The 15,844-nt window shown below is 66.8% G+C and carries 14 protein-coding genes; 4 read left to right on the forward strand and 10 right to left on the reverse strand.

Annotated features, from left to right (window positions below):
- The first annotated feature begins 32 nt into the window (after positions 1-32).
- Positions 33-1,508 (forward strand): glutamate synthase subunit beta, encoded by a 1,476-nt coding sequence (locus DTS01S_RS03555; protein WP_016445557.1) that lies wholly within the window; start codon positions 33-35, stop codon positions 1,506-1,508.
- A gap of 210 nt (positions 1,509-1,718) precedes the next feature.
- Here the strand turns inward: DTS01S_RS03555 and tatC are convergent, their stop codons facing one another.
- From tatC to galE, 10 genes are all read right to left on the reverse strand, one after another.
- Complete coding sequence (gene tatC / locus DTS01S_RS03560; protein WP_016445558.1) at positions 1,719-2,543, reverse strand: twin-arginine translocase subunit TatC; 825 nt, start codon at positions 2,541-2,543, stop codon at positions 1,719-1,721.
- Positions 2,544-2,693: 150 nt separating this feature from the next.
- Positions 2,694-3,191: a Sec-independent protein translocase protein TatB gene (tatB, locus tag DTS01S_RS03565; protein WP_061287364.1), complete on the reverse strand. Its 498-nt coding sequence runs from the start codon at positions 3,189-3,191 to the stop codon at positions 2,694-2,696.
- Between the two features lie 21 nt (positions 3,192-3,212).
- Complete coding sequence (tatA, locus tag DTS01S_RS03570; protein WP_016445560.1) at positions 3,213-3,452, reverse strand: Sec-independent protein translocase subunit TatA; 240 nt, start codon at positions 3,450-3,452, stop codon at positions 3,213-3,215.
- A 155-nt stretch (positions 3,453-3,607) separates the two neighbouring features.
- The gene (locus tag DTS01S_RS03575; RefSeq protein WP_016445561.1) at positions 3,608-3,970 is read right to left on the reverse strand and encodes a histidine triad nucleotide-binding protein; all 363 of its coding nucleotides are present in this window, start codon (positions 3,968-3,970) and stop codon (positions 3,608-3,610) included.
- Between the two features lie 42 nt (positions 3,971-4,012).
- Positions 4,013-5,044 carry a patatin-like phospholipase family protein gene (locus DTS01S_RS03580; protein ID WP_016445562.1) on the reverse strand — a complete coding sequence of 344 codons (1,032 nt, stop codon included), beginning with the start codon at positions 5,042-5,044 and terminating at the stop codon, positions 4,013-4,015.
- A 19-nt stretch (positions 5,045-5,063) separates the two neighbouring features.
- The gene (locus tag DTS01S_RS03585; RefSeq protein ID WP_013800783.1) at positions 5,064-5,456 is read right to left on the reverse strand and encodes a DUF4870 family protein; all 393 of its coding nucleotides are present in this window, start codon (positions 5,454-5,456) and stop codon (positions 5,064-5,066) included.
- The gene (locus DTS01S_RS03590) at positions 5,453-5,866 is read right to left on the reverse strand and encodes a phosphoribosyl-ATP diphosphatase (protein WP_016445563.1); all 414 of its coding nucleotides are present in this window, start codon (positions 5,864-5,866) and stop codon (positions 5,453-5,455) included. The genes DTS01S_RS03585 and DTS01S_RS03590 overlap by 4 nt, the downstream gene beginning before the upstream one ends.
- Entirely contained in the window at positions 5,863-6,261 is a 399-nt protein-coding gene (gene hisI / locus DTS01S_RS03595) for a phosphoribosyl-AMP cyclohydrolase (protein ID WP_174538852.1), read from the reverse strand. Before hisI ends, DTS01S_RS03590 begins: the two co-directional genes overlap by 4 nt.
- A 244-nt stretch (positions 6,262-6,505) precedes the next feature.
- Positions 6,506-7,306 carry an imidazole glycerol phosphate synthase subunit HisF gene (gene hisF / locus DTS01S_RS03600; protein WP_017406260.1) on the reverse strand — a complete coding sequence of 267 codons (801 nt, stop codon included), beginning with the start codon at positions 7,304-7,306 and terminating at the stop codon, positions 6,506-6,508.
- Positions 7,307-7,382: 76 nt separating this feature from the next.
- A complete protein-coding gene (gene galE, locus DTS01S_RS03605) occupies positions 7,383-8,393 on the reverse strand; it encodes a UDP-glucose 4-epimerase GalE (RefSeq protein WP_016445565.1) in 1,011 nt (336 codons plus the stop codon).
- Positions 8,394-8,627: 234 nt separating this feature from the next.
- Here galE and DTS01S_RS03610 point away from each other — a divergent pair, with 234 nt between their 5' ends.
- From DTS01S_RS03610 to DTS01S_RS03620, 3 genes are read left to right on the forward strand one after another with little or no spacing between them, the layout of a single operon-like run.
- On the forward strand, positions 8,628-11,447 hold the full coding sequence (locus DTS01S_RS03610; protein WP_061287396.1) for a bifunctional glycoside hydrolase 114/ polysaccharide deacetylase family protein: 2,820 nt from the start codon (positions 8,628-8,630) through the stop codon (positions 11,445-11,447).
- A complete protein-coding gene (locus tag DTS01S_RS03615) occupies positions 11,413-15,261 on the forward strand; it encodes a tetratricopeptide repeat protein (protein ID WP_061287365.1) in 3,849 nt (1,282 codons plus the stop codon). The genes DTS01S_RS03610 and DTS01S_RS03615 overlap by 35 nt, the downstream gene beginning before the upstream one ends.
- A 25-nt stretch (positions 15,262-15,286) precedes the next feature.
- Entirely contained in the window at positions 15,287-15,838 is a 552-nt protein-coding gene (locus DTS01S_RS03620; protein ID WP_016445568.1) for a hypothetical protein, read from the forward strand.
- The last annotated feature ends 6 nt before the right edge of the window (positions 15,839-15,844 follow it).

A 15,844-nucleotide genomic window follows, 5' to 3' on the forward strand; every position in this document is an offset into this window, starting at 1 on the left:
TCCCTGCACCCCACACATCAGGACAACGAATCATGGGAAAGACCACCGGCTTCATGGAATATGAGCGCCTCGAGGAGGGCTATGCGCCCGTCGCCGAGCGCGTGAAGCACTACAAGGAATTCGTCATCGGCCTCGATGACAGCCAGGCCAAGATCCAGGGCGCGCGCTGCATGGACTGCGGCACGCCGTTCTGCAACAACGGCTGCCCGGTCAACAACATCATTCCGGACTTCAACGACCTGGTCTTCCACGGCGGCTGGAAGAGCGCCAGCGCCGTGCTGCACAGCACCAACAACTTCCCCGAGTTCACGGGCCGCATCTGCCCCGCCCCCTGCGAGGCCGCCTGCACCCTGAACATCAACGACGACGCCGTGGGCATCAAGTCCATCGAGCACGCCATCATCGACCGTGCCTGGGCCGAAGGCTGGGTCAAGCCGCTGCCCAGCAGCCGCAAGACCGGCAAGAAGGTCGCCGTGGTCGGCGCCGGCCCTGCAGGCCTGGCGGCCTCGCAGCAGCTGGCCCGCGCCGGCCACGATGTGACGCTGTTCGAGAAGAACGACCGCGTCGGCGGCCTGCTGCGCTACGGCATTCCCGACTTCAAGATGGAGAAGTCGCACATCGACCGCCGCGTCGAGCAGCTCGTGGCCGAAGGCGTCAAGATCCGTACCGGCGTGCTGGTGGCGGGCAAGGACGGCCTGGGCGAAGACTCCAAGGTCACCAACTGGGCCAAGGAAACCGTCAGCCCCGAGCAGCTCATGGCCGAGTTCGACGCCGTGCTGCTGACCGGCGGTGCCGAGCAGTCGCGCGACCTGCCCGTGCCCGGCCGTGAGCTCAAGGGCATCCATTTCGCCATGGAGTTCCTGCCGCAGCAAAACAAGGTCAATGCCGGCGACAAGCTCAAGGGCCAGCTGCGTGCCGATGGCAAGCATGTCATCGTCATCGGTGGCGGCGACACGGGCTCCGACTGCGTGGGCACCAGCAACCGCCACGGCGCCGTAAGCGTGACCCAGTTCGAGCTGATGCCCATGCCGCCCGAGCAGGAGAACAAGCCCCTGGTCTGGCCCTACTGGCCGATCAAGCTGCGCACCAGCTCCAGCCACGAGGAAGGCTGCGAGCGCGAGTTCGCCATCGCCACCAAGGAGTTCATCGGCGAGAAGGGCCAAGTCACGGCCGTCAAGACCGTGCGCATCGAAATGAAGGACGGCAAGATGGTCGAGGTGCCCGGCAGCGAGCAGGTGCTCAAGGCCGACCTGGTGCTGCTGGCCATGGGCTTCGTCAGCCCCGTGCAGGCCGTGCTCGATGCCTTTGGCGTGGACAAGGACGCACGCGGCAACGCCAAGGCCACTACCGACTTCACGGGCGGCTACGCCACCAGCGTGCCCAAGCTCTTCGCCGCCGGCGACGTGCGCCGCGGCCAGTCCCTGGTGGTCTGGGCCATCCGCGAAGGCCGCCAGGCCGCTCGCTCCATTGACGAGTTCCTCATGGGCACGTCCGACCTGCCTCGGTGAGATGCCAACCCCGGAAGGGGCTTGGCCATAGACAAAGAAAAAGCCCTTGGTGATGAACCAAGGGCTTTTTATTACAAATTCCTCGTGTTTCAGCGTAGGCCCTTGAAACTGGCGCGCCCTAAAGCGAGGGACACCGAGGAAGGGCCTGGGCCGGCCGCGCCGCCCCGCACCGAGGGTGTCGTCCCCCTCTGGGGGAAGGCGCGAAGCGACTCAGGGGGAGGGTTTATCCTCTGCGGGCTTGTCCACTGCGGTGCCGGGTTCGGCTTCTTCTTCCGGCGCCTTGGAGACGCGGCTGAACCAGCCTGCACCCAGGATGCCGATCTCGTAAAGAATGCACATGGGCACGGCCAGGGCCAGCTGGGAGATCACGTCGGGCGGCGTGACCACGGCGGCGATGATGAAGGCCACCACGATGAAATAGCCGCGGAAGGACTTGAGCTTGGCGATGTCCACCAGGCCGAAGCGCACCAGCAGCATGACCACGATGGGCACCTGGAAGGCCAGGCCAAAGGCCAGGTACAGCGACAGGATGGCCTCCACATACGATGCAATGTCCGGCGTGGCCGCCACGCTGTCCGGGGTGAAGCCCTGGATGAAGGCGAACATCTTGTCGAGCACGAAGAACTGCACGAAGGCGATGCCGATATAGGCCAGCAGGCTGCCGAAGATGATCAGCGGCAGCGCAAAGCGCTTTTCATGGCTGTACAGGCCGGGCGCCACGAAGGCCCACATCTGGTACATGATCCAGGGCAGCACGGCCAAGATGCCCACCATCATCAGTACCTTGAGCGGCACGAAGAAGGGGGTGAACACGCCGACTGCGATGAGCTTGGCATCGGGCGGCATGTGGGCCTTGATCGGGTGGGCGATGAAGTCGATCAGCCCGTTGGGGCCGGGCCATACGGCCAGCACGGCGATCGCCAGACCGATGCCGTAGATGCAGTAGAGCAGGCGGTCGCGCAGCTCCATCAGGTGCTGGACGAAAGGCTGCTCGGTGCCTGCCAGCTCGTCGTCTTTAGGTGGAATGTCGGACATGGTGCGAAACCGCGGCGGGCCGCAAGGGCGTCCACGGACCTGGTATGAAAAGCAGAAAGCCCGACGGATCGGGCAGGGTGGGGCGATGGCGGGTGCCCGGGTGGCAGAGGCTGGGCCGGTTGCCTCGTGGCCCGCTGCGCGCCAGCATCTTCAGCGGGTCTTCTGGGGACGAAAGCGCGCCACGCGCGCCGCGCCCGACTGCGCCTTGGTGCGCACGCCGGCCCGGGCCTTGTACCACTGGGGCACGGCAGCACGCTTGAGGCGCCAGTTCTTGCCCGGGTGGCGGTAGGCCGGCGCCACGGCGCTGTACGTATCGCTGTCGGAGCCGTAGGAAGAGGAGTCGTACGAGGAAGACGTGCCGTTGAGCGATGCCGTGGACTCGTTCCAGTCCTTCTCGAAATTGGCGGCCGAAGTGTGGATGGACTGCTCGACGTCACGCGCCGCGCCTTCCACCGTGTCCTTCATCTTGCGCAACTCGTCGAGTTCCATCGAACGGTTGACCTCGGCCTTCACATCGGAGACGTAGCGCTGGGCCTTGCCCAGCAGGGTACCGACGGTGCGCGCCACGCGCGGCAGCTTCTCGGGGCCGATGACCACGAGAGCCACGGCGCCGATCAGCGCCATCTTGGACAGACCGATATCAAACATGGAGGCTTGGCGTGCGGACCATCAGCTCTTTTGCTTGGCTTCGACGTCGATGGTGGCCTTGTCGGTGGCTGTCTGGCCTGCAACCTGGCCAGGGGCAGCTGCGGGGGTGTCGGTGGAGGTCGAGCCGTCCTTCACACCGTCCTTGAAGCCCTTGACTGCACCGCCAAGGTCGGAACCGATGTTCTTCAGCTTCTTGGTTCCGAACACCAGAACCACGATGGCCAGGACGATCAGCCAATGCCAGATGGAAAACGAGCCCATGAGAATCTCTCCTAAGAATTGCAGATCATTTTAGACGCCGGGCCATGGCGGCAGTTCGCAAGGCCCCACAAAAGCCGTTCGGCCGGCGCATGTACGCAGAAGTCGCAAGCAAGAGGCGGGCCATCTTGCGCGCAAGCCTGCGTCCAGCAAAGGCTTCAGCCCTTCAGCCAGGGGCGGGGGCCGCCCATGACATGGATGTGCAGATGGTGGACTTCCTGTCCGCCCTCGGTGCCGGTGTTGACCACCAGACGGAAACCGCCATCGGGATACGGATTGCAGCCTTGCTCGGCGGCCAGGCGGGGCGCCAGCACCATCATGCGGCCCAGCAGCGCAGCGTCGTCGGCCTGGACCTGGGCCATGGAGGGGATGTGCTTCTTGGGCACCATCAGAAAGTGGATGGGCGCGCCGGGATGGATGTCGTGGAAGGCGAAGACTTCATCGTCTTCATAGACCTTGCGGGAAGGGATCTCGCCTTTGATGATGCGGCAAAACAGGCAGTTCGGGTCGTGGTCGTGCATGGCGCTACGGGAGTCCTGGGAAGCTGGCGTTGGATCGAAAAATCAGGGTGAATTGTCGTTGATGTGCAGTGTCTGGCGCACGCCGATGTCGCTGCGGTGCTGCTGGAGCCAGTGCTGTCCCTGCTCGCGCCCCAGTTCGAACAGCTCGCGCACGAAACGCATGTCCGAGCGCGTCTTGGTCGAGGCGCCGTAGCCCTTGAGCACCGCGCCGCCGTCCACGCGGTGCAGCAGCACCTTTTTGTAGCGTGCCGGGTCCAGCTTGCCCTGCTCCAGCAGGCGCTTGACGAATTCGATGGCGCGCAGCTCGGACAGCAGGCCGGCGTTGAAGGTGACCTCGTTCATGCGGTCCATGATGTCGGCCGCCGTGTTGGGCAGGTCGGTGTGCTCGATGGGATTGATCTGCACCAGCAGGATGTCGCTGGACGCCGTGCCGTAGATCAGGGGATACAGGGCGGGATTGCCCGAGAAACCGCCGTCCCAGTAAGGCTCGCCATCGATTTCCACGGCCTTGAACAGCTGGGGCAGGCAGGCCGAGGCCATGACCGCGTCGGCACTGAGCCTTCTGCCCGAAAAGATGCTTCCCCGGCCTGTGCGCACATTGGTGGCGCAGACAAAGACCTTGGGCACCACGCCCTCCACGGGCGGACGCGTCAGCGCCTCGAAATCCACGACCCGTTCGAGCAGCTTGCGCAGCGGGTTGATGTCCAGCGGGTTGGTCTGGTAGGGCGAGAAGAACTGGTTGAGCACGCCCATGAAGGGGCTGCCCGGCAATGGCGCGCCCCACATCAGGCTGCCCATGGTGCCCACGCCTTCCCACAGTTCGGTCAGCGAGGCGCGGGCCAATTGGGCGCCCAGCGCCTGGGCGGCCACAGGATCGCTTTCCTGGCGCGCGGCCTGGGCAAAGCCCTGTGCCAGGGCCACGGCATTCATGGCGCCGGCGCTGGTGCCGCTGATGCCGTCGAAGACAAGGCTGCCGTCTTCCAGCAGTGCGTCCAGCACGCCCCAGGTCAGGGCGCCGTGCGAGCCCCCGCCCTGCAGGGCGAGGTTGATCTTGCAGGTCGGGGTGGAGGACATGGCGGGCGGGCCGGCGGCTTCAGCGGTCCACGGCCTGGTTGCGGTTCATGGCGACCATGCCGCGCACGATGCGGTACAGGAACCAGATGGAGATCACCGTCCAGGCGATCCAGCCGGGCACGAAGAACAGCAGCCACAGAGGTGCCGTGACCAGGTACAGGATGCCGGCCCAGATCACGCTGCGGATGCGCCACGAGAAATGGTTGGCCATCCAGCTGCCTTCGGCGTCGCCGCGCTTGACCAGGTCGATGATCAGGGCGATCACCAGCAGCGCGATGCTGGGCTGGGCGCCGGGCACGACGGCGGCCACGGCCACCACCAGGTGCAGCAGGTAGCTGACCCAGCCCCAGGCCTTGAGGCCTTCGATGCGGGACTGGTCCAGGGCACGGACTTCGATGTAATCGTCATTCATGGCAGCGGTCCTTTCTCGTTCACATCACGTTCCTGGGCCTTGCGCAGCGCCTTTTCCTCGATACCGCTGGTGCCTTCGCGGCGCTCCAGCTCGGCAACGACCTGGGCGGGCGTCAGGCCATAGTGGGCCAGGGCGATCATGCTATGGAACCACAGATCGGCCACTTCGTAGAGGATTTTGCCGGCGTCCCCGCCATGGTCTGCGTCCTTGGCGGCCATGACGACTTCGGTGGCCTCTTCGCCGATCTTCTTCAAAAAGGCATCCGGGCCCTTGTGCAGCAGGCGGGCGACGTAGCTTTTGTCGGGGTCGCCGCCGTTGGCGGGCTTGCGGCTTTCGATGACGGCGGCCAGGCGCGCCAGGGCGTCCTGCGAGGAAGTGCTTGCGGTGTCGTTCATGTTCGTGGAATTCATTTGTAGATCGATTCGGGGTCTTTCAAGACCGGATCGACGGCCTGCCACTGGCCATCGCGCAGCACGCTGTAGAAGCAGCTGTGGCGCCCCGTATGGCAGGCAATGCCGGGCTCGTGGCCGGTCTGGGTGATCTTGAGCAGGACCACGTCGTTGTCGCAGTCGATGCGCACCTCGTGCACGGTCTGCACGTGGCCCGATTCCTCGCCCTTGAACCACAGCTTGTTGCGCGAGCGGCTGAAATAGACGGCGCGGCCCAGCTCGGCCGTCTTGGCCAGGGCCTCGCGGTTCATCCAGGCGAACATCAGCACGTCGCCCGTGTCCTTTTCCTGCGCGATCACGGGCACCAGGCCCTGCGCATCCCATTTGACTTGATCTAGCCAGTTCATTGCCTGCATTGTGAATATCCTGGGTTGGAATCCCTGTGACAGCATTGTCAGGAATTGCCTGGATTGAAAATACACCCCCTGAGTCGCTTCGCGCCTTCCCCCTCTCTCGCTGCGCGGGAGGGAGACGACAGCCTTGCTGCGGGGCGGCCCTTGCTCGCTGTCCCTGGTCCCTTGGGCCGCGCCGGTTTCATGGGTTGTGGGCGGCGCGAGCGCCATGGAAAACTGAAATGAAGGAGTCCGCCGACGCGCCGTATCAGAGGCGCACGGGCACGCCGCGCTCGGCCATGCGCTGCTTGGCCTGGCCCACGGTGAATTCGCCATAGTGGAAGATGCTGGCGGCCAGCACGGCGTCGGCGCCGCCCAGGGTCACGCCATCGGCCAGGTCGTCCAGCGAGCCCACGCCGCCGGAGGCGATCACGGGCACGGGCACGGCGTCGCTGACGGCGCGCGTGAGCTTCAGGTCGAACCCGGACTTGGTGCCGTCGCGGTCCATGCTTGTCAGCAGGATCTCGCCCGCGCCGCGGCGCGCCATTTCTGCGGCCCACTGCACGGCGTCCAGGCCGGTGTTCTTGCGTCCGCCGTGGCTGTAGACATCCCAGCCGGGGCCGGCGGCGCGGCCGTCGGTGCCGATGCGCTGCTCGTCTTCGGCGGTGCGGCGCTTGGCGTCGATGGCCACGACGATGCACTGCGCGCCGTACTTGTCGGAGGCGGCATTGATCACATCGGGATTGGCGATGGCGGCCGAGTTGAAGCTGGTCTTGTCGGCGCCCGCGTTGAGCAGGCGGCGCACGTCCTCGACGGTGCGCACGCCACCGCCCACGGTCAGCGGAATGAAGACCTGGCTGGCCACCGATTCGATGATGGGCAGGATCAGGTCTCGGCCATCGCTGGTGGCCGTGATGTCCAGGAAGGTCAGCTCGTCCGCGCCCTGGGCGTTGTAGCGCGCGGCGATCTCCACCGGGTCGCCCGCATCGCGCAGCTCCACGAAGTTCACGCCTTTGACGACGCGCCCTCCCGTGACGTCAAGACAGGGGATGATGCGTTTGGCAAGCATGGGCAGACTCGTGGCTAGGGCGTGAAACAAGGGCGAAAAGATACCACGCCCTCGGCGTCCGCAGGCGCTGCGGGGTTCAGCGCTTGAGACCTGCGGCCTGGCTTTGCCAGCGCCATGCGTCCTCGCACATGCGGTCCAGGTCCAGCATGGCCTTCCAGCCCAGCAGGCGCTCGGCCTCGGCGGGGTCGGCCCAGCACTGGGCCACGTCGCCGGGGCGGCGCGCCACGATCTGGTAGGGCACGGGGCGGCCGCTGGCGCGCTCGAAGGCCTTGACCATCTCCAGCACCGAGACCGGGCGCCCCGTGCCCAGGTTCACCGTCAGCAGGCCTTGCTGTTCACGCAGATGGCGCAGCGCCGCCAGGTGGCCGCGCGCCAGGTCGGTGACGTGGATGTAGTCACGCACGCCCGTGCCGTCCGGCGTGGCGTAGTCATCCCCATAGACACTGAGCTGCTGGCGCTGGCCGATGGCGACCTGCGAGACGTAGGGCATGAGGTTGTTGGGGATGTCGCGCGGGTCCTCGCCGATCAGGCCGCTTTCATGGGCGCCCACGGGATTGAAGTAGCGCAGCCGTGCCAGGCGCCACTGGCCGGGCTCGGCGCGGTCCAGGTCGGCCAGCATTTCCTCGATCCACAGCTTGCTGCGGCCGTAGGGGTTGGTGGCAGACAGCGGGAAATCCTCGCGGATCGGCAGGCTGGCCGGGTCGCCGTAGACCGTGGCCGAGGAGGAGAACACCAGGCTGTGCACGCCCGCTGCCTGCATGGCCTGCAGCAGGGCGACCGTGCCGCCCACGTTGTGTTCGTAGTAGCGCAGTGGCTGGGCCACGGATTCGCCCACGGCCTTGAGTGCGGCGAAGTGGATCACCTCGCGGATGGAGTGCTCGGCAAACACCCGGTCCAGCGCGGCGCGGTCGCGCACATCGCCTTCCACGCACAGCGGGCGCCGGCCCGTGATGCGTTCCATGCGGGCTAGCACGTCGGCGCTGCTGTTGCTGAAGTTGTCGTAGATCAGGTAGGGCTCGCCTGCGGCGGCCAGCTCCACGCAGGTGTGGGAGCCGATGAAGCCGGCGCCGCCTGTGACCAGGATCATGAATACCTCTCATTGGTGATTTTTTGGCGTGCCTAGTATCGCAATAACCCAGCTTCTCCCCGGGTTCAAGTGGGCTGAGCACAAAAGTAGGGAGAAAACACATTTGTAGACAAACAACGTTATGCTCGGCCCGCTTTTCGTCGGATTGACGATAGCTTTCATCAAATTGTTAAGAAATTTGATGCATAAAAACTATGAATTGATGGGGCATCACCACGCCCTGAGGAGAAGGCCATGAACGGTTTCCTGCGAAGCTGCCTGGTCTGCTGGGGGTTGCTGTGCGGCTGGGTGGTGCAGGCTGCCGAACCCGCGGTGGCTGTCTATTACGGGAACAAGGCATCGCTCAGTGAATTGAGCCTCTACGACATTGCCGTCGTGGAGCCGGGCCATGGCTATGACCCGGTCCGGTTTCGCAAGCAGGCCCCGGGCAGCGAGCTGTATGCCTACGCTTCCGTGGCCGAGGTGCTGCCCGAGCGCGCCTACTTCGGCAAGATTCCCGAGGCCTGGAAGATGGCGCGCAACGGCGCCTGGCAGTCCATCGTCCTGGACCAGACACCCGCGCAGTGGCCCGCCTTCTTTGCTGACGAGGTGATCGCGCCGCTGTGGAAGCAGGGCTTTCGCGGCTTCTTCCTGGACACGCTGGACTCCTACCGCTTGGCCGCGAATTTCGACGAAAAGGCCCAGCAGGACGGTCTGGTGCGCGTCATCGAGACGCTGCACCAGCGCTATCCCGGCATCCGCCTGATCCTGAACCGGGGCTTCGAGATCGTGCCGCGCGTGAGGGACAAGGTACAGATGGTGGCGGCCGAGTCGCTGTTGCGGGGCTGGGATGCCAGCCTCAAGCGCTATGTGAACGTGCCCGAGAAAGACCGCGAATGGCTGCTGCAGCAACTGCAGACCATCCGCGAGCGCGACCGCCTGCCGGTGCTGTCCATCGACTACGTGGCCCCGCATGACCGCGACGCCACGCGCGAGACCGCCCGCCGCATTGCGCAGCTGGGCATCATCCCCTGGGTTTCCGATGCCGGGCTGCAGACCCTGGGCATAGGCCAGGTGGAGGCGGTGGCGCGCAGGGTGTTGATTCTCTACAACGGTGCCGACTATCCGTCCATCAACGGCGCATCGGCGCACCGCTTCCTGGAAATGCCCCTGAACTACATGGGCTACGTCGCCGACTACGCCGATGTGCGCGAGCCCCTGCCCGAAGGCGTGTCGCGCGACCGCTATGCCGGCGTGGTGAGCTGGTTCGGCGGCGCGGTGCCCGAGATGCGGGCCAAAAGCGTGCGGCAGTGGCTGGCCAACCAGGTGCAGCAGGGCATGCCGCTGCTGGTGCTCAATACGCTGGGCCTGTCCCAGGACCGCACCATGTCGGCCGCCCTGGGCACGCGCAGCACGGAAGCGGCACCCGTGTTCCCGCTGCGGCGCGCCGAAAAGGCGCCGGTCATGGGTTTCGAGATGCAGCCGGCCGAGCCAGCGCACGATTACGAAGGCTGGGAGTTCACGCCGCAGATGGCCAGGGGCAGCCGCGAGTTGCTGTCCTTCGACGACAAGCGGGGGCGCCGCTTCGTGTCGGCCGCCATCACGCCCTGGGGCGGCTTTGCACTCATGCCCTATGTGGTGGTGGGCATGCCGGGCACCGACCAGTCGCGCTGGGTGATCGACCCCTTCGCGCTGTTGCGCGAGGCGCTGCGCCTGCAGGACTTTCCGGTGCCCGACGTCACCACCGAGAACGGCCGCCGCCTGCTGCTGGCCCATGTGGACGGGGACGGCTTTCCTTCCAAGGCCGAGCTGCCGGGCACGCCCTTCGCCGGCGAGGTGCTGCGCCGCGAGATCCTGGAGCGCTACAGGATTCCGCACACCATCTCGGTCATCGAGGCCGAAGTCTCGCCGCAGGGCCTGTATCCGCAGTGGGCCGACCAGCTGGAGGGCATTGCCAAGCGCATCTTCGCCATGCCCCATGTCGAGATCGCCAGCCATTCCTATTCCCATCCCTTCTTCTGGGAGCCCGGGGCAGCGCCCGACGGGGATGACAGCAAGGAGGTGAACCTCAACCTCCACATCCCCGGCTACCAGATGGACATGAACCGGGAGATCAATGGCTCGGTCGACTACATCCGCAAGCGCCTGGCGCCGCCCGGCAAGCCGGTGGACGTGTTCCTGTGGACCGGCAACACGGCGCCCAGCGCCGAGGCCCTGGCCATCTCCGACGCGGCGGGACTGCTCAACATGAATGGCGGCGACACGGCCATCACGCGCAGCAATCCCTCGCTGACGGAGGTGCGCAGCTGGGGCCTGCGCAAGGGCGGCCATCTGCAGATCTATGCGCCCGTCACCAACGAGAACATCTACACCAACCTCTGGCACGGGCCGTTCTACGGCTTCGAGCGCGTCATCGAAACCTTCGAGATGACCGACGCGCCCCGGCGCATGAAGGCCGTGGACATCTACTACCACTCCTACTCCGCCAGCAAGCAGGCCAGCATCAAGGCCCTGCACAAGGTCTACCAGTGGGCGCTGGCGCAGCGGCTGAACCCGGTCTACAGCTCCGAGTACATCCGCAAGGTGCAGGATTTCTACGAATTCGCCATCGGCCGCGACGCGCAGGGCTGGCGTCTGCGGGGCCCGGGCCAGTTGCGCACGCTGCGCATGCCGCCCGGCATGGCCCTGCCTTCAATGGCTGCCAGCCGCGGCATCGCCGGCTATGCCAAGGGCACGGACGGCAACTACCTTCACCTGGCCGGCGGCGCCGGATACCTGGTGCAGCAGGATGCCGCAGGCGCGGCCGCCTCCGCGGTGCGCCCCTATCTGGTGGATGCCAATGCCCGGCTCACGCAATGGCTGCCCCAGGCCGATGGCGGCGTGCGCTTCACCCTGCAGGGCCATGTGCCGCTGGAGCTGCGCATGCACCTGCCGTCCGGCTGTGCGCTGAGTTCCCTGAACGCCGCCAATCCCCTCATTGCCGTGGCGGGTGCCGATACGGGCAGCTCCAACCTCCGTTCCTTCAGAAGTACCCATCACAGTGTTGAACTCCAAGCGCAATGCCGGGGGCTCTGAGCGCCCCGTCACGGTTCCCTTCTGGCTGATCGTGCTGCTGGCGGTACTGATCGGCGGTGCCCTGTGGATGCTGTTTCCCAAGCAGGATCTGGAGCGCCGGCTCTCCGTCACCGGAGATGATTCCGAGCTGTCCTACAACTACCTGAGCAACCTGCTCAAGAGCGACCCGGGCAATGAAAACCTGCGCGCCCTGCTCAAGGCCAAGGAGGAGCGCCTGAAAGCCATCAAGCTGGCGCGCGAAGAGGCAGCCAAGCAGGCGCTGCCCAGCGCCGCCGTCCAGGCCTGGGAGCGCTGGCAGGCCGCCTACCAGAACTATCTGGAGGCGCAAAAGCAGGACCATCGCGCCGGAGGGCAGGCCGATGCCCTGGGGCTCCAGGTGATGCAGGCGCTCAAGGAGGTCCCGCTGGCGGGTCTGACCCAGGAGCAGGCGCTGTACCTGGCTTCTTCGGCGCTGGTACTCAAGGACGCACCGCTGGCCCTGGGCATCTACGACGATGTGGCCGCCCGCCAGGGCGATCCCGCGCGCAAGGCGCAGGTCTATGAGTCCGCAGCGCGGCAGGCGCTGGGCATGTCGCTGTACGAGGAATCGGCCCGGCTGCTGCGCCAGGCCAGCGCCACGACCGAAGACGTCCCGCAGTCGCGCGCCTATCTCTGGCAGGCCCTGCAGGTGCTGCAGTCCGGCAACCGTGCCAGCGAAGCGCTGGCGCTGGCGCGCCAGCAGGAAGAACTGTTGGGCAGCGACCCGGAAACGCTGCGAAGGCTCATCGGCCTGGCGCGCGCGGCCGGCAACCGGGCCGAGGCCGAGCGCTATGCCAAGCGGCTGCTGCAGCTGTCCCTGCTGCAGCAATGGCAGGTGCAGGCGGCAGGCGCTTCGGGAGCCGGCCCGGCCGTAGCGTCCGCAGTGGCCGACGACGGCGCCTGGGCACTGCAGCCCGTGGCCTGGACCGCCCCGGGCTGGCGCATGCTGCGCACGGCCGACCCCGCACGCAAGCCGCCGCCGGGCCTGCCCTTTGACGACAAGACCTACCAGCTGGGCTACGAGGTGTTCCTCGAAAACCGCAACCTGGAAGATGCCTGGCGCGTGGCCACGGCTGCGGTGCGCCAGGCGCCGCAGGACATGGCCTGGCGCGAGCGCCTGGCCCAGGTGTCCGAATGGATGGGGCAGCAGCAGCAGGCCCTGGACAACTGGCTGGTCATTGCGCAGAACACGGGCCGTGAAGATGCCTGGAAGACGGTGATGCGCCTGGCGCCGGGCCTGTTCGACGACCGCGCCCTGATTGCCGGCCTGCGCCACCAGTTGAGCCGCCGTCCCCAGGATGCCGCGCTGCTGCAGGCGCTGGTCCAGGCCTATGAGCGCCAGGCCGAGCCGGGCGCGGCCATCGACTATCTGCAAAAGCACGGCAGCACGCCGCAGTCGCAGATTCTGCTGGCCCAGCTGGCCGAGCGCGCAGGCCGTTCGCCGCTGGCGCTGCAGGCATGGAAGCGCGTGCTCAGCGATCCCGAGCAGCGCACGCCGGCCCATGTCATGCCCGCCGCCGTGCTCGCGCTGCTGCAGGGCGAGCCGGCGCTGGGCCTGCGCTGGCTGGAAGACGCACAGACGCGCGTTCCGGCCGGCATGCAGGACGAAGGCGAGTACTGGCGCCTGCTGGGCGACCTGGCCCAGGACCAGCGCCAGGAGGCGCTGACGCTCAAGGCCTACCGCCGCCTGCTGCAGACGCCGCACGCCGGCATCAGCGACTACGACGAAGTGATCCGCCTGCTGCAGCGCACCGACCGGCGCGAGGCGGCCCAGATGTCCCTGCATGCCTGGGAGCAGTTCCAGGACGTGCGCCATCTGACACAGGCCTTCTACCTGCTGGAGGACCAGGAGGACTGGACGCAGATCGGCCGCCAGGTCGAGCGCATCATGGCCGACCCGGCCTTGCTCAAGCGCCTGATGGGCCAGCCCACCTTCTTCCAGATCCTGGGCGCCTACTACCAGCGCACTGCGCAGCCGAAAAAGGCCATGGAAGCCTTCGAGAAGGGCCTGGCGCTGGACCCAGGCTCCACGCCGCTGCGCCAGGGCCTGATGTGGCTGCTGATCGACACGCAGAACGCGGCGGCCCTCAAGCTGCTGCTGGCGGCGGCCGAGCCCGTGTGGGCACGTGATGCCGACATGCACGGCGCCCTGGCGGCGGCCTACATGACGCTGTCGCGCCCGGCCGTTGCGCTGGAGCGGTATCTGAAGCCGCACCGCACGGAGCATGCCGACGACTTCCTGTGGATGATGCAGTACGCGGACGCGCTGGAGCAGAACCAGCAGGCGGACCAGGCCTGGAACCTGAGGCAGCAGCTGTGGCAGCGCGAGAAGGCGCGCACGCGTGCGCAGCAGGGCCCTTCGGCCGATGCGGCCCGCCGCTGGCTGACCGCCGAGGGCCTGGACGAGGTCCAGCGCCAGGCACGCAGCCGGCTCATGCTCTTTCATACCCAGGGCGATGCCGAATTCGCCCTGATGCGCGAGCTGCTGCGCATGGACCTGCAAGGCGGGCGCCGCGAGCATTCCGCCGCTGCGGCCGAGCTGGCCATCGCCTGGCTGCAGGAGCGCGGCGAATACCAGGCCGAGCGCGGCTACCTTTGGCAGCAGTACGCGCGCAGCCGCAGCAAGAGTGCCAGCGCACCGCTGTGGGCCGAGATCACGGTGGCCCTGGCGGAAAAGGATGTGGCCCAGGCCGGGCAGCTGCTGCAGCGCCATGACGAGGCACTGCCGCGCTACGACCGCATCAACGCGGCGGCCATGGTGGGCGATGTGCGGCTGGCGCAGACCGCGGGCTTCGAGAGCATGGCCTACCAGCCCGACGACGATCCCCTGCACCTGGGGCTGACCGAGCAGTTGCTGGCCTTCAGCGACTACGGCGGCCTGCAGTTGCGCAATCGCCGCATGGACGCCATCGACGAGCAGGTCTCGCGGCTGCGCTGGCATGTGGGTCTCAACCCCCGCTGGGCGCTGGACCTGGATGCCGAGGACGTGCGCCGCACGGTCAACAAAAGCACCCTGGTGCGCGGACCCTCCCAGGAGTGGGGCATCGGCCTGCGCCTGACGCGCAAGACGCAGTCGGCCTCCAGCGAGTTCATGCTGGGCCGGCGCGAAAGCCTGGAGAGCTACACGCCGATGCAGTTCACGCAGACCTACAACGTGGACAGCCGCTGGAGCCTGCAGGCATCGCTGGGCCGGCACCTGGCCACGCAGGAAACGCTGGCCATGCGCATGGGCGGCATGAAGGACCGCGTGTCGCTGGGCAGCAGCTACCAGCTCTCGCGCCTGGACCAGATCACGCTGGAGCTGGCATCGGAGCGCTACCGCGTGCAAAGCGGCGCCCGCGTGGGCTCCGGCAACCATGCGATGCTGCAATACCTGCACACCTATCGCAGCGAGGCACCCACCCTGCAGTTCGGCGCCTTCACCTCCTGGCACCGCTACAGCCGCACCGACCCGGCGCTGCTGCAGGGCAGGGATGCGGCCATCCTGGGCTACCTGCCTGCGTTCAACGATCCCACCATCGACTATCTGTTGCCGCGCAGCTTCCGCTTCTCGGGCCTGCAGATGATGTTCAACACGGGCTACGAGCAGCAATACACGCGCGCGCTGCGGCCCTATGCCAGCCTGGCCCTGACGCACCACAGCATCAACGGCGCGGGCTACGAGCTGGGCATGGGCCTGGCCACCAGCCTGTTCGGCGCGGACCACCTCGCGCTGGGCCTGAACCTGTCCAAGTCGGGCATCAACACCGTGGGCAATACCCGCGAGCTGTTGCTCACCTACCGCCTCCACTACTGATCCGAAGACTTCAAGGAGCCTTTCCATGACACACCGCACTTCTTTTGCCTCCCGCCTTCGCGTGCTCACGGGTATGGCCCTTGTCGGCCTGCTGTCTGCCTGCTCGACCATCGACCGGGGCACGGCGCCCGCGCTGGAGACGAACGCCAGCTGGGCCGTGCTGCCCTTCGAGAACCACACCGAGACACCCATGGCCGGCAACCGCGCCGCCGCCATCGCCACGGCGCTGATCAATGCGCGCGGCGTGGGCCAGGTCAAGCGCTACACGGGCGATGCGCTGCAGGAGACGCTGTTCGACGGCCGCGACGCCAAGCGCCGCGAGGACGCCCTGGCCTGGGCGCGCGGCGAAGGCGTGCGCTATGCGCTGACGGGCGCGGTGGACGAATGGCGCTACAAGGTCGGAGTGGATGGCGAACCGGCCGTGGGCGTGACGCTGGAGATCGTGGACGTGGGCACCGGCGCCACCGTGTGGAGCGGCGCGGGCGCGCAAAGCGGCTGGAGCCGCGAGGCCCTGGCCGCCGTGGGCCAGAAGCTGATCCGCAATCTGCTGGGCACGGGCCTGGCCAACGCCCGATAAGCGCAT

The organism is Delftia tsuruhatensis NBRC 16741 (assembly GCF_001571325.1).
Taxonomy (GTDB): domain Bacteria; phylum Pseudomonadota; class Gammaproteobacteria; order Burkholderiales; family Burkholderiaceae_C; genus Comamonas; species Comamonas tsuruhatensis.